Annotated in this window: 20 protein-coding genes; 6 read left to right on the top strand and 14 right to left on the bottom strand. The window is 70.1% G+C overall.

Going from position 1 to position 21,540, the window contains the following annotated elements; translation table 11 throughout:
• Positions 1-224: 224 nt before the first annotated feature.
• On the top strand, positions 225-503 hold the full coding sequence (locus IEY87_RS38320; RefSeq protein ID WP_189143747.1) for a type II toxin-antitoxin system Phd/YefM family antitoxin: 279 nt from the start codon (positions 225-227) through the stop codon (positions 501-503).
• Entirely contained in the window at positions 500-916 is a 417-nt protein-coding gene (locus tag IEY87_RS38315; protein WP_189143746.1) for a type II toxin-antitoxin system VapC family toxin, read from the top strand. Before IEY87_RS38320 ends, IEY87_RS38315 begins: the two co-directional genes overlap by 4 nt.
• Here IEY87_RS38315 and IEY87_RS38310 read toward each other — a convergent pair.
• The 9 genes from IEY87_RS38310 to IEY87_RS38270 form a co-directional block, all read right to left on the bottom strand.
• Entirely contained in the window at positions 891-1,745 is an 855-nt protein-coding gene (locus IEY87_RS38310) for a shikimate dehydrogenase (RefSeq protein WP_189143745.1), read from the bottom strand. The two genes, IEY87_RS38315 and IEY87_RS38310, sit on opposite strands and share 26 nt — an antisense overlap.
• A gap of 5 nt (positions 1,746-1,750) precedes the next feature.
• Positions 1,751-2,896: an endolytic transglycosylase MltG gene (gene mltG / locus IEY87_RS38305; protein WP_225278010.1), complete on the bottom strand. Its 1,146-nt coding sequence runs from the start codon at positions 2,894-2,896 to the stop codon at positions 1,751-1,753.
• Positions 2,897-3,143: 247 nt separating this feature from the next.
• Positions 3,144-4,190, bottom strand: coding sequence for an endolytic transglycosylase MltG (mltG, locus tag IEY87_RS38300; RefSeq protein ID WP_189143743.1), 1,047 nt, complete (start codon positions 4,188-4,190; stop codon positions 3,144-3,146).
• Entirely contained in the window at positions 4,187-4,669 is a 483-nt protein-coding gene (gene ruvX / locus IEY87_RS38295; protein ID WP_189143742.1) for a Holliday junction resolvase RuvX, read from the bottom strand. The genes mltG (IEY87_RS38300) and ruvX overlap by 4 nt, the downstream gene beginning before the upstream one ends.
• A gap of 1 nt (position 4,670) precedes the next feature.
• A complete protein-coding gene (alaS, locus tag IEY87_RS38290) occupies positions 4,671-7,343 on the bottom strand; it encodes an alanine--tRNA ligase (protein ID WP_189143741.1) in 2,673 nt (890 codons plus the stop codon).
• 17 nt (positions 7,344-7,360) lie between these two features.
• Positions 7,361-7,591: a hypothetical protein gene (locus tag IEY87_RS38285; RefSeq protein WP_189143740.1), complete on the bottom strand. Its 231-nt coding sequence runs from the start codon at positions 7,589-7,591 to the stop codon at positions 7,361-7,363.
• Positions 7,588-7,959 carry a DUF948 domain-containing protein gene (locus IEY87_RS38280; protein WP_189143739.1) on the bottom strand — a complete coding sequence of 124 codons (372 nt, stop codon included), beginning with the start codon at positions 7,957-7,959 and terminating at the stop codon, positions 7,588-7,590. The genes IEY87_RS38285 and IEY87_RS38280 overlap by 4 nt, the downstream gene beginning before the upstream one ends.
• Positions 7,960-8,082: 123 nt before the next feature.
• Entirely contained in the window at positions 8,083-9,384 is a 1,302-nt protein-coding gene (locus IEY87_RS38275) for a replication-associated recombination protein A (RefSeq protein ID WP_189143738.1), read from the bottom strand.
• Positions 9,385-9,393: 9 nt separating this feature from the next.
• Complete coding sequence (locus IEY87_RS38270) at positions 9,394-9,852, bottom strand: DUF2231 domain-containing protein (protein WP_189143737.1); 459 nt, start codon at positions 9,850-9,852, stop codon at positions 9,394-9,396.
• A gap of 167 nt (positions 9,853-10,019) precedes the next feature.
• Between IEY87_RS38270 and IEY87_RS38265 the strand changes: the two genes are divergently transcribed.
• Entirely contained in the window at positions 10,020-10,910 is an 891-nt protein-coding gene (locus IEY87_RS38265; RefSeq protein ID WP_189143736.1) for a peptidylprolyl isomerase, read from the top strand.
• 46 nt (positions 10,911-10,956) lie between these two features.
• Here IEY87_RS38265 and aspS read toward each other — a convergent pair whose 3' ends face one another.
• Genes aspS through IEY87_RS38250 form a run of 3 tightly spaced genes read right to left on the bottom strand, consistent with a single transcriptional unit; the run spans position 10,957 to position 14,629 of the window.
• Positions 10,957-12,693, bottom strand: a complete 1,737-nt coding sequence (gene aspS / locus IEY87_RS38260) for an aspartate--tRNA ligase (protein ID WP_189143735.1) — start codon at positions 12,691-12,693, stop codon at positions 10,957-10,959.
• Positions 12,690-13,949, bottom strand: a complete 1,260-nt coding sequence (gene hisS / locus IEY87_RS38255; RefSeq protein ID WP_189143734.1) for a histidine--tRNA ligase — start codon at positions 13,947-13,949, stop codon at positions 12,690-12,692. The genes aspS and hisS overlap by 4 nt, the downstream gene beginning before the upstream one ends.
• The gene (locus IEY87_RS38250; RefSeq protein ID WP_189143733.1) at positions 13,949-14,629 is read right to left on the bottom strand and encodes an MBL fold metallo-hydrolase; all 681 of its coding nucleotides are present in this window, start codon (positions 14,627-14,629) and stop codon (positions 13,949-13,951) included. The genes hisS and IEY87_RS38250 overlap by 1 nt, the downstream gene beginning before the upstream one ends.
• 139 nt (positions 14,630-14,768) lie before the next feature.
• Between IEY87_RS38250 and IEY87_RS38245 the strand changes: the two genes are divergently transcribed.
• The 3 genes from IEY87_RS38245 to IEY87_RS46335 all read left to right on the top strand — a co-directional run bounded on the left by IEY87_RS38245 (position 14,769) and on the right by IEY87_RS46335 (position 18,278).
• Positions 14,769-15,644, top strand: a complete 876-nt coding sequence (locus IEY87_RS38245; RefSeq protein WP_308113007.1) for a peptidylprolyl isomerase — start codon at positions 14,769-14,771, stop codon at positions 15,642-15,644.
• A 61-nt stretch (positions 15,645-15,705) separates the two neighbouring features.
• Positions 15,706-16,935 carry a DUF349 domain-containing protein gene (locus IEY87_RS38240; RefSeq protein WP_189143731.1) on the top strand — a complete coding sequence of 410 codons (1,230 nt, stop codon included), beginning with the start codon at positions 15,706-15,708 and terminating at the stop codon, positions 16,933-16,935.
• 245 nt (positions 16,936-17,180) lie between these two features.
• Positions 17,181-18,278 carry a cupin domain-containing protein gene (locus tag IEY87_RS46335; protein WP_225278009.1) on the top strand — a complete coding sequence of 366 codons (1,098 nt, stop codon included), beginning with the start codon at positions 17,181-17,183 and terminating at the stop codon, positions 18,276-18,278.
• Between the two features lie 259 nt (positions 18,279-18,537).
• Here IEY87_RS46335 and IEY87_RS38225 read toward each other — a convergent pair whose 3' ends face one another.
• Together IEY87_RS38225 and IEY87_RS38220 are read right to left on the bottom strand one after the other, a co-directional pair.
• A complete protein-coding gene (locus IEY87_RS38225) occupies positions 18,538-20,727 on the bottom strand; it encodes a RelA/SpoT family protein (protein ID WP_189143730.1) in 2,190 nt (729 codons plus the stop codon).
• 174 nt (positions 20,728-20,901) lie between these two features.
• Positions 20,902-21,465, bottom strand: a complete 564-nt coding sequence (locus tag IEY87_RS38220; RefSeq protein ID WP_263653088.1) for an adenine phosphoribosyltransferase — start codon at positions 21,463-21,465, stop codon at positions 20,902-20,904.
• Positions 21,466-21,540 lie beyond the last annotated feature (75 nt).

Genomic DNA, 21,540 nt, shown 5'->3' with positions numbered 1-21,540 from the left:
TCGGCATTGCGGCCTTAAGCTCCCCGGAAGAGTCCGGCGTGATCCGTTACCCGGCCGCCTCTCGGCGACTCAGGTGGGAGGGAGACCTCCGCTTGCGCGTCCAGCAGTGATGCCGGACCGATCAGAGAGCTACGTTACCACAACCACGACACTTCCTCGAATCATCCCCGCTGGCCAGAGTCCGTGCACTAGAATTCTGTCCAGAATAGTCAGAAGGAGATCATATGTCCGTACATCAGGTGGAAGCCACCAAGTGGCAGCTCCAAGAGGCCAAGCAGCGCTTCAGCGAGGTCGTCCGCCGCGCCCACGACGAGGGCCCGCAGATCGTCACCCGGCACGGTCAGGACGTGGCGGTGATCATCGACATGGATGAGTACCGCCGGCTGAAGGGCGGAGAGCCCGACTTCAAGGAGTTCCTGCTCAACGGTCCTGATCTCAGCGAGCTCGACCTCACCCGGGACCAGAGCACGATGCGGGAGATCGACCTCGGAGATGACTGGTGAGCTACGTTCTCGACACCAGCGTCGTCTCGGAGATGACCAAGCGCACCAGAGACCCGAACCTCCAGGCATGGCTCGACACCATCACCGGACCCAACCTGTACCTGAGCGTCATGGTCTTCGGTGAGATCCGCAAAGGCGTGGAGCTGCTGCGCCGTCGCGATCCGGCGCAGGCCTTCGGCTACGAGTCCTGGCTGGATCATCTCCTGCAGGAGTTCAGGACCCGGATTCTGCCCGTCACCACGTCCGTGGCCGAGGAATGGGGGCGGATGCACGCAAAACGTCCGCTTCCGGCCGTCGACGGCCTCATCGCCGCCACCGCCCGCACGCAGGGGTGGATCCTGGTGACACGCAACGTGAAGGACTTCGCCGGGCTCGACGTCAAGATGATCAACCCGTTCGACTGGCCCGCCTGAGGATCTCCGCCTCACCGGCGGCGCGCATGGCCTGCACCGGCACGTCCGCCCGGCCCGTCATCAGCTCCACCTGCCGCACCGCCTGGTGCAGCAGCATCTCGAACCCGCCGACCACGGTGCCGCCCGCAGCTCCTACGGCCACCGCCGCGCTGGTCGGCCAGGGCGAGTAGACCACGTCGAAGAGCGCGGGAACCCCCGCCAGCAGGCCCGCGTACCCGTCCGCCGCCCCACCGGGCAGCGTGGACACCACCAGATCGACGTTCGTGAGCGCGTCGAGCTTGTCGAACGTCCGCACCGACAGCGCCACGCCGAGCCTCTCGGCCACCTCCGCCGTCTCCCCCGCCCGGGCCGGATCGCGCACCACCAGCGTCACGGCGAACAGCCCCAGGTCACGCAGCGCCGCCAGCGCCGAGCCGGCCGTCGCCCCGCCGCCCAGCACGGTCGCCGACCGCGGCGCGGTCACCCCGGCCTCCGCCAGCGCCCGCTCGATGCCGTACACGTCGGTGTTCTCACCGTGCGCGGCCCCGTCCGCGAACACCACCGTGTTGGCGCCGCCCACCTCGACGGCCAGCTCCGAGACGGTGTCGAGCAGGGGCAGCACGGCCCGCTTGAGCGGCATGGTGAGCGACAGCCCCGCCCACGTGCCCGCCGCGTCCGGCCCCGCACCCCGCACCGGGCGCAGCTCGTGCAGCATCCCGGGCAGCCGCTCCTCGTCGCACTCGAACGACGCGTAGCTCCAGCCGGTCAGCCCCATCTCCCGGTAGGCCGCCCGGTGCAGGAAGGGCGAGAGGGAATGACCGATCGGGGACCCCATCACCGCGGCACGCATCCGGCTCAGCCTCCGTTGCGGCGGAGCTTGGCCTCCAAGACCTGGAACTCCGCGTCGGTGGTGGCGAACTCGGTGACCTTGCTCTTCGGGTCCGTCGCCACGAAGAAGAGCCAGCTCCCCTTGGCCGGGTTCAGTGCCGCCTCGATCGCGTGATCGCCGGGATTGGTGATCGGGCCGGGCGGCAGGCCGTAGTTCTTGTACGTGTTGTACGGGGACTTGATCTCCAGCTCGGCGTGCGTGGCCGAGGTCCGGAAGCGCTTCCACGCGTACATCACCGTGCTGTCCATCGACAGCGTCATCGGCGGCTCGCGGTTGAGCCGGTTGTAGATGACCCGGGCGATCTTGGGCATGTCCTCGTGCCGCCCGGCCTCGGCCTGGATGATGCTGGCGATGGTGACGATCTCGTGCGGCGTGTGGCCGAGGCTCTTGGCTCCGCCCACCAGATCGGCCTTCTCCGCCGCCTGGTGGAAGCGCTGCACCATCCGTGCCAGCACATCGCCGGCCGTGGCCTTGGGCGGGAAGTCGTACGTCGCGGGGAAGGCGTAGCCCTCGAGCTTGCCCTTGGCGTAGGCGGGCAGGTCGAGGTTGTCGACGTTCTTGGCCGCGGCCTCGAACTTCTTGCGGTCCAGGCCGGTCTGCTCGGCGAGCTTGGTGTAGATCTCGGACAGCCGCAGGCCCTCCGCGAGCCGCACCTTCATGAGCACCTGCTGCTTCGGGTCGAGGAGCAGCTTCACCACGTCGGCGGCCGGCATCTTCTTGCGCACCTTGTACGTGCCGGGCTGGAGCGCGTCGCTCTTGCCGGCGTTGCCGATGGCGTTGGTGAAGGCTCTGGCGCTGGCCACGACCCCCTGCCGCTCCAGCTCCTGGGCCACGTCCGAGGCGATCTGGCCGTCCTTGACCTCGAAGACGATCTCCTCCGTGCCCTTGCCGGTGTAGTCGTCGGGCACGAGAGCGTCGTTCGCCCACCGGTAGCCGTAGTAGCCGCCGCCGCCGATGATGCCGGCCAGGATGAGGAAGGCCAGCAGCGGGGCGAGAAGGCCGCCCCGGTTACGGCGCCTGCGCCGCCTGCGGCCGTTGCCGCGCTTGCCGGAGCCTCTGCTGCGGCGTCCGCCCCGGCCGTCGTCGTCCTCGGCGCCGAGGAGAAAGTCCATGTCGAGATCGTTCATAGCTGAGCTGGCCAATCTCCCGGTACAGCGAACCCGGCGTCGATTGGATACACCGGGCGGTGGGGGGGCACCGAGCGGACGAGGGGGCTGCGCCGGACGCGGCATGACGACCGGCGGAAGTCACTGTGGGTAGCCATGCTAGAGGACGGAAAGAGCGTGTGTGTCCCGGGTCGGAAGTGCCGCACAGAGTCGGCGGCGATCTCCCGCGTGGCGGTAAGCGGACCGATGAGCATCAGTTCGTCCCGAGGTTCTCGTTCAACTCTTTCCGGTATCTCACGAACTCGCTCTCTTTGTTGGTGAATTTGGTGATTCTATGCAGCGGATCCGTCGTAACGAACCAGCGCCAATCACCCCTCGCCGGGTACAGCGCCGCCATCAGTGCCTTCTCTCCCGGATTGGCGATGGGCCCCGGCGGCAGTCCCTTGCGGGTGAACGTGTCGTATGGCGAGTCACTCCGCGTGACGCTGACGGTCCGGCCGTCCTGGGCGTAAGCGAGAGTGCTGCCCAGCCGGAGCGGCAGGCCCCGCCGGAGCCGGTTGTAGATCACTCTAGCGATCTTCGGATAGTCCGGCACCGCGCAGGCCTCGACCTGGACGATGCTCGCCACCGTGACGGCCTCCAGCGGCGTCAGATGCACCCGCGCCGCCCGCTGCCGCAGCCGTAGCTGCCGGGCGGTGACGCCGAACCGCTCCACCATCGCGGCCAGCACGTCCACGCCCCTGGCCGCGGGCTCCACCTCGTACGTCGCCGGAAACAGGAACCCCTCCAGCCCCGCGGCGTACGCCGGCGTCTCCACCAGGGCGGGATCGACCGCACGCAGCTCATTCAGCGGCAGACCGGACTGCGCGGCGACCCGCCGCAGCGTCTCCTCCACCCGCAGGCCTTCAGGTACGGTCACCCGCCGCACGACGCGTGATCCGGGGGCGAGCAGCAGGTCGAGCGCCGCCGCTGCGGCCATGCCCCGGCGCAGCCGGTAGTGGCCGGGCCTGAGCCAGGACGCCATCGAGCGCTGCTCGGCCACGTTGACGAAGGAGCCCACGCTGGCCACCACCCCGGCTCCGGCCAGCGTGGAGGCCACGTCGGCGGCGGTCGCGCCGGGCGCGATCCGCACCGTCACCGGCTCGCCACCGCCGCCGTCGAAGTCATCGGGATACAGGCGCGGCTTGAGCACCGCGTGGCCGCCGGCGCCCAGGGCGAGCACCGAGGCGGTCAGCCCCAGCGCGAGCGCCCTCGACCGGCGCCGCGCGGGCTGAGTGGAGCAGGGGGAGCAGCCGGTCATGAGGCAGGGCCGTCGGCCGCCGCGGAAGGCGGGTCGACAGGCCTGCCCGGTGGCCGGTCCGTGGCACGTTCGGCGTCGAGTGCGTCCTGCAGCAGCACCACCGCGGCCGCCTGGTCGATGACGCCGCGCTGTTTCTTGGCCCGCACCCCGCTGGCCCGCAGGCCCTGCTGGGCGGCCACGGTGGTGAGCCGCTCGTCGAACAGCCGGACCGGCGTGGCCGGGAGCCGGCCGGCGAGGAGGGTGGCGAACTCGCGCGCCAGCTCCGCGGCCCGCCCCTCCCTGCCGGACAGCGACGTGGGCAGCCCCACCACCACCTCGATCGCCTCGTGCTCCACGGCGATCGCGGCGATGCGGTCAAGGTCACCCTGGCCGCGCCGGACCGTCTCCACCGGCGTGGCCAGCATCCCCGAAGGGTCGCTGCGCGCCACGCCGATGCGTACGGACCCGACGTCGACGCCGAGGCGTGCACCGAACCTCATATCAGCCGAGCTGCTCCGTGACGGCCTGCTCGACCTGCCGCAACGCGTCGTCGATCGCCTCCGGGCGGGTCCCGCCGCCCTGCGCGACGTCGTCCTTGCCGCCACCGCCACCCCCCAGCGCCTTGGCGGCGACGCCGACCAGTCTCCCGGCCTTGAGCCCCCGCTCGCGCCCCGCCTCGTTCACCGCGGCAACGACCACGGGCCGGTCGGAGGGGACACCGGCGATCACGATCATCGCCGGTCGGTCGGCCGGGAACCTGCCACGCACGTCAAGCGCGAGCTTACGCAGGTCGTCGGCGCTGGTGCCATCAGGCGCGCGGTGTGTCACGGCGGCGACTCCGGCGAGGTCACGGGCCTGCGCGGCGAGCTCGCCCGCCACCTGGAGCACCTGCGCCGAGCGAAGCTTGTCGAGATCCTTCTCGGCGGCGCGCAGCCGGGTCACGATGCCCTCGATGCGCTCGGGCAGCTCCTCGCGGCGCGCCTTGAGCTGCTCGGTGAGCTGCGCCACCAGCAGGCTCTCGCGCGCCAGGAAGCGGAAGGCGTCGATGCCGACCAGCGCCTCGACCCGGCGCACGCCCGCGCCGACCGACTGCTCGCCGAGCACCTTGACCAGGCCGAGCTGGCCGGAGCTGTGCACGTGGGTGCCGCCGCAGAGCTCGCGGGAGTAGTCGCCGATCTCGACCACGCGGACCTCGTCGCCGTACTTCTCGCCGAACATCGCCAGCGCGCCCATCGCCCTGGCCTCCGCCTGCGAGGTGTAGAAGGCGTTGACCTTGAGGTCGTTGATGAGGACCGCGTTGACCTCGTCCTCGACGTCACGCAGCACGCTCGGCGGGACCGCGCCCGCCGCGGTGAAGTCGAAGCGGAAGCGGCCGGGTGAGTTCTCCGAGCCCGCCTGCGCCGCCGACTCGCCCAGCGCGTTCTTGAAGCCACGGTGGACCAGGTGGGTGGCGCTGTGGCTGCGCGAGATCGCGCGCCGGCGCTCCAGGTCGATCTCCGCGCGCGCCTCGTCGCCGACCTTGATCTCGCCGCTGCGGACCTTGCCGCGGTGCACGACCAGGCCGGCGAGCGGCGTCTGCACGTCGACGATCTCCACCTCGGCGCCGCCGGTGCGGATCACGCCCTGGTCGGCGAGCTGGCCGCCGCCCTCGGCGTAGAAGGGGGTGCGGCCGAGCACGACCTCGACCGTGCTGCCCGCGCCCGCGGCCGGGACCGACACCCCGTCGACCAGGAGGCCGATCACGCTGGTGTCGGACTCGATCTCGTCGTAGCCGAGGAACTCGACCTTGCCCGCCTGCTCCAGAAGCTGCCCGAAGACCGAGATGTCGGCGTTGCCGGTCTTCTTGGCCGCGGAGTCGGCCTTCGCCCGCTCCCGCTGCTCCTTCATCAGGCGGCGGAAGCCCTCTTCGTCGACCTTGAGCCCCTGCTCGGCCGCCATCTCCAGGGTGAGGTCGATCGGGAAGCCGTAGGTGTCGTGCAGCTGGAACGCCTGGGCGCCCGACAGCGTGGCGGCGGACTTGCGCTTGGTCTCCTCGACGGCCACGTCGAAGATCGCGGTGCCGGTGCGGAGCGTGCCGAGGAAGGACGCCTCCTCGGCGTCGATGACCCCGTGGATCTGCGGCGCGTCGGCCTTGAGCTCGGGATACTGCTCGGCCATCACGCCGATCGCGACGTCGGTCAGCGTGTGCATGTGGCGCTCGTCGCCGGAGCCGAGCAGGCGCAGGTTGCGCACCGAGCGGCGCAGGATGCGGCGCAGGACGTAGCCGCGGCCCTCGTTGCCGGGCATGACGCCGTCGGCGACCAGCATGGTGCCGGTGCGGACGTGGTCGGCGATGACGCGCAGGTTGACGTCGGTGCGCGGGTCCTGGCCGTAGCGGGTCCTGGTGAGCTCCGCCGCCTTGTCGAGGATCTTGTAGGTGGTGTCGATCTCGTAGATGTTGTCGACGCCCTGCAGGATCGCCGCCATGCGCTCCAGGCCCATGCCGGTGTCGATGTTCTTGCTCGGCAGGTCGCCGGCGATGTCGAAGTCGACCTTGGAGCGCACCTGGCTGAGCTGGTATTGCATGAAGACGAGGTTCCAGACCTCGAGGTAGCGGTCCTCGTCGGCGATCGGCCCGCCCTCACGGCCGTACTCGGGGCCGCGGTCGTAGTAGATCTCCGAGCAGGGGCCGCCGGGACCCGGCACGCCCATGTGCCAGTAGTTGTCCTCCAGGCCGCGCCGCTGGATCCGGTCGGCGGGCAGGCCGACCTTGTTGCGCCAGATGTCGTAGCCCTCGTCGTCCTCCAGGTAGACCGTCGCCCAGAGCCGGTCCTCGGGGAAGCCGAAGCCGCCGTCGGACTCGGACCTGGTGAGCAACTCCCAGGCGAACGGGATCACCTCGGCCTTGAAGTAGTCGCCGAAGGAGAAGTTGCCGAGCATCTGGAAGAAGGTGGCGTGCCGGGTGGTCTTGCCGACCTCTTCGATGTCGGGGGTGCGCACGCACTTCTGCGCGGTGGCCAGCCGTGACCCCGGAGGCTTACGCTGCCCCAGAAAGTACGGCTTGAACGGCACCATACCCGCGTTGACCAGGAGAAGCGTTGGGTCCTCAGCGATCAGGCTGGCCGAGGGCACGATCTTGTGCCCACGCTCCTCGAAGAAGCGCAGGAAGCGGCGCGCGATCTCTGCCGACTCCATGGTGGCCATCCTTTGCTTTAGTCGTTGGTTTCAGCGTTGCCCAGGCCGAAGTGGGCCCGCAACTCGGTTTCGCGGCCGGCGGCCTCGCCGAGCGCGTCCGAAGTAAAGTCTCTCACCTGCGTGAGCATGTCCGCGGCACCGCCGACGGTCCTGCGGGCCACATGGGCCGGATGCAGGGCCTGCAGCCTGCGCATCACCCACACGGCGAGGAACGCGCCGAGCAACATGTAGAACAGTCGCCTGATCATCGCCGCCCCGCCCTGCGCGGCCTGCGGGCCTCGATGGCCCGGCGCACGCCGTGCCCGAGGGCGGACACCTTGATCAGCGGCCCGGTGAAGATGGTCTGCGTCACGGCGCTGAGCTTGGCGGCGTGCCCGCTGACCTGCTTGACGTCCCGCGCGATGGCCTCCACCGCGACGAGTCGTCTGTTGGTCTCGTTGACCGTGACGCTCATGTCGTCGAGCAGCGGCGTCAGGCGTGCGTTGAGCTCGGAGACCGCCTTGGTGGTCTCGTTGAGCAGCCTGGCGAGCTTGACGAGCACCATGACGAGAACGCAGACCAGGACCGTCCAGCCCGTGGCGGCGATCAGACCGGCGACCTCTCCAGCGGTAAGCATCCGCTCATCTCCCTCGTACGCTGGGCCGGAACGGCAAGACCCTATCGCGTCCCGGCGACAAGGTCGGTGAGGCCGCCGCAAACTCGGCATCCCACCGCGAAGCCCGTCTCCTTCCGGCAGGGGTCAGGCGCCTCGGAGAAAGTCGCGGATCTTGGCCCAGCGCTCGGCGACCGGCCCCTCCGCCCCGTGTGTGGTGGGCTCGTAGTAGCGCCGGTCGCGGACCTGCTCGGGGGCGTAGTCCTGGCGCACCAGGCCGTGGTCGAAGTCGTGCGGGTATTTGTAGCCGTCTCCGTGGCCGAGCTTGGCCGCCCCCGGGTAGTGGCCGTCGCGCAGGTGGCCGGGGACCTGGCCGATGAGGCCGCGGCGCACGTCGCCGACGGCCGCCCCGATGGCCTTGACGACGGCGTTGGACTTGGGGGCCAGCGCGCAGTGGATGACGGCGTGCGCGAGGTTGATCTGGCCCTCGGGCAGGCCGATGAGCTGCACCGCCTGAGCCGCGGCGACCGCGGTCTGCAGGCAGGTGGGGTCGGCCAGGCCGACGTCCTCGGAGGCGAAGATCACGATGCGGCGGGCGATGAAGCGCGGGTCCTCGCCGGCCTCGATCATGCGGGCGAGGTAGTGCAGGGCGGCGTCGGCGTCGGAGCCGCGCATCGACTTGATGAAGGCGCTGATCACGTCGTAGTGCTGGTCGCCCTGCCGGTCGTAGCGGACGGCCGCCTTGTCGACGGCCTTCTCCACCACCTCGACCGTGATGTCGTCGGCGAGCAGGGCCGCCGCCTCCAGGTAGGTCAGCGATCGGCGGGCGTCGCCGCCGGCCAGCCGGACGAGGTGGTCCAGGGCCTCGGGGGCGAGCGTGCCGCGCCCGCCGAGCCCGCGCTCGTCCGACACCGCGCGCCGCAGGACGGCGCCGATGTCGTCGTCGGTCAGCGACTCCAGCGTGAGCAGCAGCGAGCGGGACAGCAGCGGCGAGATGACGGAGAAGAACGGGTTTTCAGTCGTGGCGCCGATGAAGGTGACCCAGCGGTTCTCGACCGCGGGCAGCAGGGCGTCCTGCTGGGCCTTGTTGAAGCGGTGGACCTCGTCGACGAAGAGGACGGTCTGGCGGCCGCTCATGCCGAGCTCGCGCCGGGCGTTGTCGATGGCGGCCCGGACGTCCTTGACGCCCGCCGAGACGGCGGAGATCTCGACGAAGCGGCGCTTGGTCACGTTGGACACCACGTAGGCGAGCGTCGTCTTGCCGGTGCCGGGCGGCCCCCACAGGAAGAGCGACATCGGCGCCTCGCTCTCGACCAGCCGGCGCAGCGGGGTGCCGGGGCCGAGCAGGTGCCGTTGGCCGATCACCTCGTCGAGCGTGCGGGGGCGCATGCGCACGGCCAGCGGCTGCGGTGTGGCGTCCTCGGCCGCCGCATCGAACAAACTCTCCACAACGCGAGGCTACCCCCAAACGGCTCTTGCTCCGGAGTCGCCGGTGCGGAAGACGAAGTAGGCGGCGGCCAGCGCCAGCACCACGGTCGCCCCGGACAGCACCATCGTGCCGGACTTGCCGAAGCGGTCGCCGCGGGAGACGTACACCAGGACCAGCGAGATGGCGCCGAGCCCGAGGACCGACAGCAGCAGCGGGGTGGCGAAGGAGGCGTGGGCGGCGAGGCCGTCGGCCATGGCGCCCTCGGCGGTGGCGAAGCGAGCCTCCAGCAGCTTGGGGCCGCTCGCCCAGGAGGCGAAGACGGCCACGACCGTGGCCAGGGCGAGCAGGACCACCGCCCACGCCGTGGCTGCGCGCCAGCGGGGCACGAGGGCGTACGCTACGGCGACGCCGACCAGCAAAGGGGTTAGAACCACCGCAAAGTGGACGACAAGTGCATGGACCGGCAGGCCGAGGACCTCATGGAACATATCGGGGCTCCTTAGTTTCAATTTGAACTATGCACCCCGAAGCTTATGGTTTCCGACCAGTTGCCCCGCAATAGTTACTTTGCGTGACTTACATGCAGCACATTTCCGGGCCGGTAGCATTCCCGTGTTGTTCGGGTCATGTGTAGGCAAAGATGGAGGACATACCGGTGAGCGGCGACGACGACCGCCAGAGCGAGTTGGCGCGGGAGCACAAGGAGCGGCAGGCGCAGCGCGCCGCCGAACAGGCCGCCAAAGCGAGGCGTAACACCTTCATCGGCGCGGGTGTGGCCGTGGCGGTGGTGGCAGGCGGGATCTTCGCCGTCACCGCGATGGCCGGCGGCGGGCCGGCCAAGACCCCCGTAGCCGCCGAGACCTCGGCCTCCGCCACACCATCGGCTCCGGTGCCGGCGACGGCAACGCCGACGCCCACGAAGACCGGCCCGGTGACCTGCACGTACAAGCGGGACACCTCGGACGTGCCGATGAAGTACGTCGGCATGCCGCCCAAGAAGCCCAACCTGAAGCTGAAGAAGATGACCATCGCCACCAACCATGGTGACATCGTCATCGACGTCGACCCGGCGGTCTCCCCGTGTTCGGTGAACTCGATGGCCTTCCTGGCCAAGAAGAAGTTCTTCGACAACACCAAGTGCCACCGCCTGGCGAAGCCGGAGACGTCGGGGCTGTACCTGTTGCAGTGCGGCGACCCGAAGGCCAAGGCCGACGGCAAGAACCCCACGGACGGCCAGGGCACGGCCGGCTACGTCTTCCCTGACGAAGCCCTCGGCATCGTCCCCTACGCGCGCGGCGTGGTGTTCCTGACCCAGGCGGCCGACGCGTCCGGGCAGAACAGCAGCCAGTTCGCCATCTCCATGTCGGACGAGAACACCCAGATCGACCCGGCTTACTCGGTGCTCGGCATGGTCAGCTCGGGCCTGGAGCTCATCGACAAGGTCGCCGAGGAGGGCGTGATCGTCAACGACGCCGACATCACCGGCGACGGCGGCTCCAGCGCCCCGAAGAACCCGATCATCATCAAGAAGGTCACGCTCTCCTGACGACCACGGCAGGCGTCCCCTGGACGCCTGCCGTGCTCACTCCTGTCTACGCCTCCGTCTTGGGCCGGGCGTCGACGCCCGCCTCCTTGCGCTGACCGGCCGTGATCGGCGTGGGCGCGCCGGTGAGCGGGTCAAAGCCCGAGGCCGTCTTCGGGAAGGCGATCACGTCCCGGATGGACTCGCCGTCCGACAACAGCATGCAGATCCGGTCCCAGCCGTAGGCGATGCCGCCGTGCGGGGGCGGGCCGTAGTTGAACGCCTCCAGCAGGAAGCCGAACTTGCTCTCCGCCTCCTCCTTGGAGATGCCGAGCACGTCGAAGACGCGCTGCTGCATCTCGGCGCGGTGGATACGGATCGAGCCGCCGCCGATCTCCATGCCGTTGCAGACCATGTCGTAGGCGTAGGCCAGGGCCTCGCCCGGATGGTCCTGGAAGCTGTCGGCCCACTCGGGCTTGGGGCCGGTGAACGGGTGGTGCACGGCGGTCCAGCCGCCCTCCCCGTCCTCCTCGAACATCGGCGCGTCGACCACCCAGAGGAACGACCACTGCGAGAAGTCGATCAGGCCGCAGCGGCGGCCGATCTCCAGCCTGGCCGCGCCGAGCAGGTCGCGCGAGGCGTTCTTGGCCCCGGCGGCGAAGAACACCGCGTCGCCCGGCTGGGCGCCGACCTTGGCCGCCAGACCCGCGGTCTCCGTCTCCGACAGGTTCTTGGCCACCGGGCCGCCGAGCGTGCCGTCCTGCTGGACCAGCACGTAGGCCAGGCCCTTGGCGCCGCGGCTGCGCGCCCACTCCTGCCAGCCGTCGAGCTCCTTGCGGGTCTGCGAGGCGCCGCCGGGCATCACCACGGCCCCCACGTAGTCCGCCTGGAAGACGCGGAAGGACGTGTCGGCGAAGTAGTCCGTCATCTCCACGAGCTCCTGGCCGAAGCGCAGGTCGGGCTTGTCGGAGCCGTAACGGGCCATCGCGTCGGCGTAGGTCATGCGCGGCAGCGGCAGCGGGATCTCGTAGCCGAGGATCTCCCGCCAGAGCCGCCCGATCAGCTTCTCGCCGACCGCGATGACGTCCTCCTGGTCGACGAAGGACATCTCCACGTCGATCTGGGTGAACTCCGGCTGCCGGTCGGCCCGCAGGTCCTCGTCGCGGTAGCACTTGGCCAGCTGGTAGTAGCGCTCCAGGCCGCCCACCTGCAGCAGCTGCTTGAACAGCTGCGGCGACTGCGGCAGGGCGTACCAGCTGCCCGGCTGCAGCCGGACGGGCACCAGGAAGTCGCGAGCGCCCTCGGGCGTGGAGCGGGTCAGCGTCGGCGTCTCGACATAGACGAAGTCGAGCTCGTGCATCACCTCGTTGGCCAGGTAGGTGGCCTTGGAACGGGTGCGCATCGCGCTCGCCACCTGCTGGCGGCGGATGTCGAGGTAGCGGTACTTCAGCCGCGCCTCCTCCGACACCCCCACGTTGCCCTCGATCGGGAACGGCAGCGGCGCCGACTCGCTGAGCACCTCGACCGTGTCGGCCACGACTTCGATCGCGCCGGTGGCCAGCTCGGGGTTCTCGTTGCCCTCGGGCCGCACCCGGACCTGGCCGACGACCTTCACGCAGTATTCGGCGCGCAGGTCGTGAGCGTGGTCCTCCTCGCGGAAGACCACCTGCGCCGAGCCCGAGGCGTCGCGCAGGTCGATGAAGACCACGCCGCCATGGTCACGGCGGCGGGCCACCCATCCTGCGAGCGTCACCTGCTGCCCGGCGTGCTCCTTGCGGAGCGACCCGGCCGTATGCGTGCGGATCACTGCACTTTCCCCTTCAAGACGTCAACGACCTGGGCCAGCGGCACCTCGGTCTGCTCAGCGGTGGTCAGGTCCTTCAGCTGTACGGCTTTCGCCGCCAGGTCACGCTCGCCCAGGATCAGCGCGAAGCGCGCCCCGGAGCGGTCGGCGCCCTTCATCGCGCCCTTGAGCCCCTTGCCGCCGAAGGCCATGTCGGCGCTGACGCCCGCCTGGCGCAGCTCGTGCACGAGCAGGAACATCCGGCGGCGGGCGTCGTCACCCAGCGCGACACCGTACACCTGGACGCGGCCGGGTGCGGCCTCGGCGATCAGCCCTTCGGCCTCCATGGCCAGGAACGTGCGGTCGACGCCGAGCGCCCAGCCGACGCTGGGCAGCGGCGGCCCGCCCAGCATCTCGCTCAGCCCGTCGTAGCGGCCGCCGCCGCCGATGGCCGACTGGGAGCCGAGCCCGCCGTGCAGGAACTCGAACGTGGTGCGGGTGTAGTAGTCCAGGCCGCGCACCAGCCGCGGGTCGTCCTCGAAGGCGACGCCGGCGGCGGTCAGCAGGGCGCGGACCTCCTCGTGGTAGCTCTTGCAGGCGGCGCAGAGGTGGTCGACCACCAGCGGCGCGCCGCCGAGCTGGGCCTGCACCTCGGGCCGCTTGTCGTCGAGCACCCGCAACGGGTTGATCTCGATCCGGGCCCTGGTGTCCTCGTCGAGATCGAGGCCGCGCAGGAACTCCTGCAGCGCCGCCCGGTAGGCGGGACGGCAGGTCTGGTCGCCGAGCGAGTTGACCAGCAACCGCACCTCCCGCAGGCCGAGCGAGGCGAATCCCTGGGCGGCGAGCACGATGAGCTCCGCGTCGATCGCCGGGTCCTCCGAGCCGAGCGCCTCGGCTCCGACCTGCCAGAAGTGGCGGTAGCGGCCCTTCTGGGCCCGCTCGTAACGGAACTGGCTGCCTGAGTACCAGAGCTTCACCGGGAGCTGTCCGTTGTGCAGGTTGTGCTGGAGCACGGCGCGCACCACGGACGCGGTGCCCTCGGGCCGCAGGGTCAGCGAACGACCGGCCTTGTCGGGGAAGGTGTACATCTCCTTGGAGACGATGTCGGTCGACTCCCCCACGCCCCTGGCGAACAGCTGCGTGTCCTCGAAGACGGGCGTCTCGATGTAGCCGTAACCCGCTCGCCGTACCGGGGCGACGAGAGCCTCGCGGACGGCGAGAACCTGCTCGGAGCGGGGTGGCAGCCAGTCGAAGGTGCCCTTGGGTGCTTGGAAGCTCATTAGATCCCTCGTGTGGGACCGGCGTGCGGCGCGGCCTCCTTGAGATAAGGATTGGTGGCGCGCTCGCGGCCGATCGTGGTCTGTGGTCCGTGGCCCGGCAGGACGACCGTATCGTCCGGCAGCGGCAGGCACTTGGCCGCCAGGCTGCGCAGGATCGTCGGATAGTCGCCGCCCGGCAGGTCGGTGCGGCCGATGGAGCCGGCGAACAACAGGTCGCCCGCGAACATGATGTCCTCGTCGGGCAGCCGGAAACTCACCGACCCCCTGGTATGGCCGGGCGTGTGATCGACCACCAGCTCCATCCCGGCCAGCTCCAGCGTGGCGCCGTCGGACAGCTCACGCACCTCGTCCGGCTCGCTGAAGGTGAGGCCGCCGAACATCGAGGCGCTGCCCGGCGACAGCCCCGCGGACGGGTCGCTCAGCAGATGACGGTCGTCGGGGTGGATCCAGGCCGGGATGTCGCGCGCGCCGCAGACGGGCGCCACCGACCAGACGTGGTCGAGGTGGCCGTGGGTCAGCAGGACCGCGACCGGCTTGAGCCGGTGCTCCCGCAGCATCTCCTCGATCCCCTCGACGGCGTCCTGACCAGGGTCGACGATCACGCACTCCTCGCCGGCGGCGGGCGCGACTGCGTAACAATTGGTCTGGAAGGCCCCTGCGGGGAAGCCTGCGATGAGCATCTGCCTCAGCTGATCTCGTCAAAAAAGCCAATGGGAATGTAACCGAAGGGTACCGGTGCGGGTCGCCGGGCTGCGAATCATTACCCGTTGGCCGATACGATTCGCCCACCTCAGTTGATTCACTATGGGAGGCAAAGCGGTGGCCACGGGGAAGGACCGGCAGAAGCAGCTGGCACGCGAGCACCACGAGCGGCAGCTTCAGCGCCGTCTCGAGCGCGAGCAGCGTAACAAGCGCACCGCCATCATCGGCTCCACGGTAGGGGTGGTCGTGGTGGTGGGTGGCATCGTCGCCGCGGTCGCGCTGCTGGGCGGCGGCGACGAGCCGACCGACGCGGCCGCCTCGCCCGCGGCCTCGGCGCCACAGGACACCGCCTCGGCGGCGCCGGCGGCGCAGCCCAAGCCGTACGATGCCGCAACCGGCGCCTGCGAGTACGTCGCCGACACCACGGGCGGCGCGACCAAGGACGTCGGCATGCCGCCGGCGAAGGTCAAGCTCAAGCCCGCCACGAAGACGATGACGCTCGACACCAATCTCGGCGACATCGTGGTGGAGCTCGACAACGCCAAGGCGCCCTGCACGGTCAACTCGCTGCAGCACCTGGCGGACAAGAAGTTCTACGACGGCAGCAAGTGTCACCGGCTGGGCAACGACAAGTTCCCGATGCTGCAGTGCGGCGACCCGACGGCCAAGGCCGACGGCAAGGGCGCGGCGGACGGCTCGGGCGGCCCCGGCTACGTGATGGTCGAGGAGAACCTCAAGGGCGCCGCCTACAAGCGCGGGGTGATGGCCATGGCCAAGACCTCGGCGCCCGGCTCGACGGGAAGCCAGTTCTTCCTGGTGTACGGCGACATCGGGCTCACCCCCGATTACACACCGGTGGGTACGATCACCAAGGGACTCGACATCCTGGACAAGGTAAACAAGGCGGGCGTCATCGGCGATTCGGGCGATGGCACCGGAGCGCCGAAGGAAACCGTCGAAATCAAAGACGTGACAATCAGCGGCAAGAGCTGACGTAATACAAACTAGGGACGAGTAGTCCCGAAGGGTCTGATGGAAAGTGCGGGAGGACACGGTGAGCACCGACCCGTGGGGCCGGGTAGACGACGACGGCACCGTCTACGTGCGTACGGCTGAGGGAGAGCGGGCCGTCGGGTCCTGGCAGGCCGGTGAGCCCGAAGAGGCACTGGCCTATTTCCATCGCAAGTACGACGAGTTGGCCGGGCAGGTCCAGCTGCTGGAGCAGCGGGTCAAGGGCACCGACCTGGCTCCGGCGCAGGCGGAGGCCAGCATCGTCAAGCTGCGCGAGGCCGTCGCCGATGCGCACGCGATCGGCGACCTGGCGGCGCTGACGGCACGGCTCGACGGCCTGACGGAGCTGGTCGCCAAGCGCCGCGAGGAGGTCAAGGCCGCCCGCGAGCAGGCACGCGCCGAAGCCAGGACGACGAAGGAAGGCATCGTCGCCGAGGCCGAGCGCATCGCCGACGAGACCACCCACTGGAAGTCGGGTGGCGAGCGGCTGCGCGAGCTGGTCGAGGAGTGGAAGGCCGCCGACCGCATCGACCGGGTCACCGAGGCCGCGCTCTGGAAGCGGCTGTCGGCCGCCCGCACCGCCTTCGCCAAGCGGCGCAAGGTCTACTTCGCGGGCCTCGACGAGCAGCGTGAGGGCATCCGCGCCGCCAAGGAGGCGATCGTCGCCGAGGCGGAGGCGATCGCGGACTCCACCGACTGGGCGCAGACGGCGGCCGTCTACCGGGACCTGATGCAGCGCTGGAAGACGGCGGGCAGGGCCTCGCGCGAGGCGGAGGACGAGCTGTGGGCGCGCTTCAAGGGCGCCCAGGATCAGTTCTTCCACGCGCGCTCGGCCGTCTTCGCCGAGCGTGACGCCTCGCTCGCGGCCAACGCCGAGGTGAAGGAGGAGCTGCTGATCGAGGCCGAGAAGCTGCTGCCCGTCACCGACGCGCGCAGCGCGAGGGTGACGCTGCGCAACCTCCTGGAGCGCTGGGAGGCCGCCGGACCGGTGCCGCGCGAGCAGCGTGACCGGCTCGAAGGCGGGCTCCGCAAGGTGGACGAGGCGGTGCGCAAGGCCGAGGACGCCGAGTGGAAGCGCTCCAACCCCGAGGCCAGGGCCCGCGCGCAGAGCACGGTCGACCAGCTGCGCACCTCGATCGAGCAGCTGGAGAAGCGCCTGGGCAAGGCGCAGGCGGCCGGCCGGCCCAAGGACGTCAAGGAGGCCGAGGAGGCCATCACGGCCCGCCGCTCCTGGCTGCAGGAGGCCGAGCGCACGCTGGCCGAGTTCAGCTAGCCCTGAAGGCCGGTGTCCCTCCCCCGTGGTCTCGGGAGACGGAGACCGGCCTTCACGGTGTCACGAGTGCGCGCCGGCCCTGCCACGACCTCACGAGTGGAGTCGGCCCTGCCGCGTTCCGAGGATGAGATGCCGGCCCTCATGACCCGAGGCCTCACGGTCATGCGCATGGACGTGCACCGGCCCGCTCATGGTCTGGCGTTGAGGCCACGGTGAGCAGGTCTCGGCGTGTCTATGGTGTCCGTATGGATGCTGTGCGCGACGCGCGTGCCCTCGTCGAAGAGCTGTTCCCGGACGCGCTGTTCGCCTTTCTGGGCGGCAGCCTGGTGAACGGGCGCGGCACGGCCACCTCCGACCTGGACGTCGTGGTCGTGCTCGACGGCCTCGTCCGGCCGCAGCGGGAGTCACGCCGGTGGCGGGACTGGCCGGTGGAGCTGTTCACGCACAGCCAGACCAGCCTCACCGCCTACCTGGAGCAGGACGCGGAGCGCCGCCGGCCGAGCCTGCTGCGCATGTGCGCGGACGGGGTCGTGCTCGTCGACCGCAGCGGCGGCCGTGCCACCGCCCTCCAGCAGGAGCTACGGGCCCGCCTGGCCGCCGGACCGGGCGTACCGGAGCCTGCGGAGCTGGATCGGGCGCGCTACGTCCTGACGGACCTCCTGGACGACCTGTCGGGGGTGACGGATCCGGGCGAGCGGGCGTTCATCGGCTGGACCGCCGTCCAGGAGATCGCCAAGCTGGCGCTCTCGCTGGCCGGCGGCTGGCACGGCGACGGCAAGTGGCTACTGCGCGAACTGCGCGCCCACGACCCCGAACTCGCCGCGGAGCTCCTCGCCGCGCGTGAGCACCCCGCGGCGCTGGCCGCCGTGGCCACCCGCGTGCTGGACCGGGCGGGTGGCCGCCTGTGGGAGGGCTACCGGGCGACAGGGGACGCCTTCCACCGGCCGTTGCGGCACATCACCGCCGCCGAACTGTCGGGCCGGACGGCGCAGACGTCGGGCATGCGCAGGCTGGCCGCGATCGGCCGGAGCACGACGGGCGCGCAGCGGCTCTGGATGGGCCAGACGCACGTGGCTCCCGCATCCCGGTCCGCCGACCACCACCACGGCAGGTCGGAGACAGCGATCTACGTGGTCGACGGGGCCCCGTCGTTCGTCTTCCTGGACCCGGACGACGGGCAGGAGACCCGGATCGACACCAAGCCGGGCGACTACATCTTCGTCCCGCCCTATGTCCCCCATCGGGAGGAAAATCCGGACCCATCCCAGGAAGCGGTCGTGGTCATCGCCCGCAGCACCCAGGAGGCCATCGTGGTCAACCTCCCCGACCTCAGACACCACTGACGGCACCCGCCCCCTGCGGCTCGCCGTCCGTCGCCGAAGGGCTGCCTCCGAGCGGGGAGATTCTTCTTTACGGCCGGCCTGGTTCAGCCACCCGCCGCACGTGGCTGAGGGCCTCCAGGGGAACGGCCGCTGACCGGATGACAGCGGGCCGCCGTGACGCGAGCCCATGGTCGCCCATCCGCCAAGTGACGTGTCACCCGTTCACCCCAGGGGGCCGACCAGCCTGTCCAGTTGCTCTGGACCCGAGATTCGCGCCCGCTCAGCTGCCGGCGCCGCTCACACGGTAGACGTCGAAGACACCCTGGATGCCGCGCACGGCCTTGAGGACGTGCCCCAGGTGCTTGGGATCGCCCATCTCGAAAGTGAACTTGCTGACCGCCACCCGGTCGCGCGAGGTGGTGACCGACGCGCTCAGGATGTTGACGTGCTGGTCGGACAGGGTGCGGGTGACGTCGGACAGCAGGCGGGGCCGGTCCAGCGCCTCCACCTGGATCGCCACCAGGAACACACTGTCGTCCCCCGGCGACCAGCTCACCTCCACCAGCCGGTCCGGCTGCTCCTTGAGCTGCGCCACGTTGGTGCAGTCGCCGCGGTGCACGGACACGCCGTGGCCCCGGGTGACGAAGCCGACGATCTCATCGCCGGGCACGGGGGTGCAGCACTTGGACAGGCGTACCCACACGTCGGCGTCGCCCGCCACCACGACTCCCGCGCCGCCGCCCCGGGGGCGGCCGCGCAGGCGGGTCGGCAGCGAGGTCTCGGCGATGTCCTCTTCGGCGCTGTCAACCCCGCCGATGGACGCCACCAGCTTCTGCACGACCGTCTGCGCGGCCGTGTGGCCCTCGCCCACGGCCGCGTAGAGGGCCGACACGTCGGAGTAGCGCAGGTCGCGCGCCAGTGCCAGCAGCGCCTCGCCGGACATCAGCCGCTGCAGCGGCAGGCCCTGCTTGCGCATGGCCCGGCCGATGGCCTCCTTGCCCGCCTCGATCGCGGTCTCGCGGCGCTCCTTGGAGAACCACTGGCGGATCTTGTTACGGGCGCGGCCGGACTTGACGAACTTGAGCCAGTCCCGCGAGGGGCCGGCGTCGGGCGACTTGGAGGTGAAGATCTCCACGGTGTCGCCGTTGCCGAGCCGCGACTCCAGCGGCACCAGCCGGCCGTTGACCCGGGCGCCGATGCAGCGGTGGCCGACCTCGGTGTGCACGGCGTAGGCGAAGTCGACCGGCGTGCCCCCTTCGGGCAGGGCGATGACCTGGCCCTTCGGGGTGAAGACGTAGACCTCCGACACCGACAGGTCGAAGCGCAGCGACTCCAGGAACTCGCCGGGGTCGGACGTCTCCTTCTGCCAGTCGAGCAGTTGGCGCAGCCAGGCCATGTCGCTGCCCGGCTTGACCTTGCCGGTGGGACCCGGCCCGCCGACCTCCTCCTTGTACTTCCAGTGGGCGGCCACGCCGTACTCGGCCCGGTGGTGCATGCCGTGCGTGCGGATCTGCAGCTCCACCGGCTTGCCCTCGGGACCGATCACCGTCGTGTGCAGCGATTGGTACATGTTGAACTTGGGCATCGCGATGTAGTCCTTGAACCGGCCGGGGACCGGATTCCAGCGCGCGTGGATGGTGCCGAGCGCCGCGTAGCAGTCGCGCACGCTGTCGACGAGGACCCGGATGCCCACCAGGTCGTAGATGTCGTCGAAGGCCACGTCGCGGGCGATCATCTTCTGGTAGACCGAGTAGTAGTGCTTGGGCCTGCCCTTGACCACGGCGCGGATCTTCGCCTCGCGCAGGTCGCCGGAGACCTTCTCGATGACCTCCTGCAGGAACAGGTCCCTGCGCGGGGCCCGCTCCGACACCATCCGGGCGATCTCGTCGTAGCGCTTGGGGTAGAGCATGGCGAAGGCCAGGTCCTCGAGCTCCCACTTGATCGTGTTCATGCCGAGGCGGTGGGCCAGCGGCGCGAAGATCTCCAGGGTCTCGCGGGACTTCTGGTGGCGCTTGTGCTCGGGCAGGTAGCGCATCGTGCGCATGTTGTGCAGCCGGTCGGCCAGCTTGATGATCAGCACCCGGATGTCGCGCGACATGGCGACGACCATCTTGCGCACGGTCTCGGCCTGCGCCGCGTCACCGAACTTGACCTTGTCCAGCTTGGTGACGCCGTCGACCAGGGACATGATCGTGTCGCCGAAGTCGGCGCGGAGCTCGTCGAGGCTGTAGGCGGTGTCCTCGACCGTGTCGTGCAGCAGGGCGGCGCAGAGCGTCTCGTCGTCGGTGCCGAGCTCGGCCAGGATCGTCGCCACGGCCAGCGGGTGCGTGATGTAGGGATCGCCGCTCTTACGCTTCTGATCACGGTGGTGGTAAGCCGCCATGTCGTAAGCCCGCTCGATCAGCCGCAGGTCGGCCTTGGGGTGGGTGGCCCGGACCGTCCTGAAGAGCGGCTCCAGCACGGGATTCATGGCCCCACCCCCAAAGCGCCTGCGACGTCCGGTGGGCGCGCCGGAGACAGTCTCGGCACTGCCTGCGTCCGTTACGTCGGGCACGACCACATCACGGGGCACACAGACTCCTTACGTTCGAGTCCAGATCCCCCAGTGTATCCAGGTGGCGAACCCGGACCGTCGCGGGCCCGTTCAGACGATCACCAGGGAGCGGATCTCCACGCCTGTCAGCCGCTCGCGCCCCTTGAGGAAGGCGAGCTCCATCAGGACGGCGAAGCACACCACTTCGCCGCCGGCCCTGCGGACCAGCTCCACGGTCGCCGCCGCGGTGCCGCCCGTGGCCAGCACGTCGTCGACGATCAGGACCCGGTCGCCGGGCGTGAACGCGTCGTGGTGCACCTCGACGGTAGCGGTGCCGTACTCCAGCTCGTAGGACTCCGCCAGGGTCGGGGCGGGAAGTTTGCCCTTCTTCCTGACCGGCACGAATCCAGCGCCGGTGCGGTAGGCGACCGGGGCCCCCAGGATGAACCCGCGTGCCTCGATGCCGACGATCTTGTCCACGTCGTGCAGCCCGGCCAGCTCGTCCACCACGGCCGCGAACGCCACGGGGTCGCCGAGCAGGGGCGTGATGTCCTTGAACAGCACGCCCGGCTGGGGGTAGTCCGGCACGTCCCGGATGCGCTCCATGATCGTCGTGCTCAGCTCGCTCTTCACCGTTCTCCTCCGGGGGCCGGTCCCACGCCTGACGGGCTCCATGATGGCCCATGACGGCCCGTACTCCGACCACGCGGCCCCGATTCCCCGCCCCACGCCGCCGGGGACGCACGCGCC

The sequence above is a fragment of the Nonomuraea glycinis genome (assembly GCF_014646515.1).
Taxonomy (GTDB): Bacteria; Actinomycetota; Actinomycetes; order Streptosporangiales; family Streptosporangiaceae; genus Nonomuraea; species Nonomuraea glycinis.
Note: the sequence above shows the minus strand (reverse complement) of the source record. Positions and strands in the feature narration are given on the sequence as shown.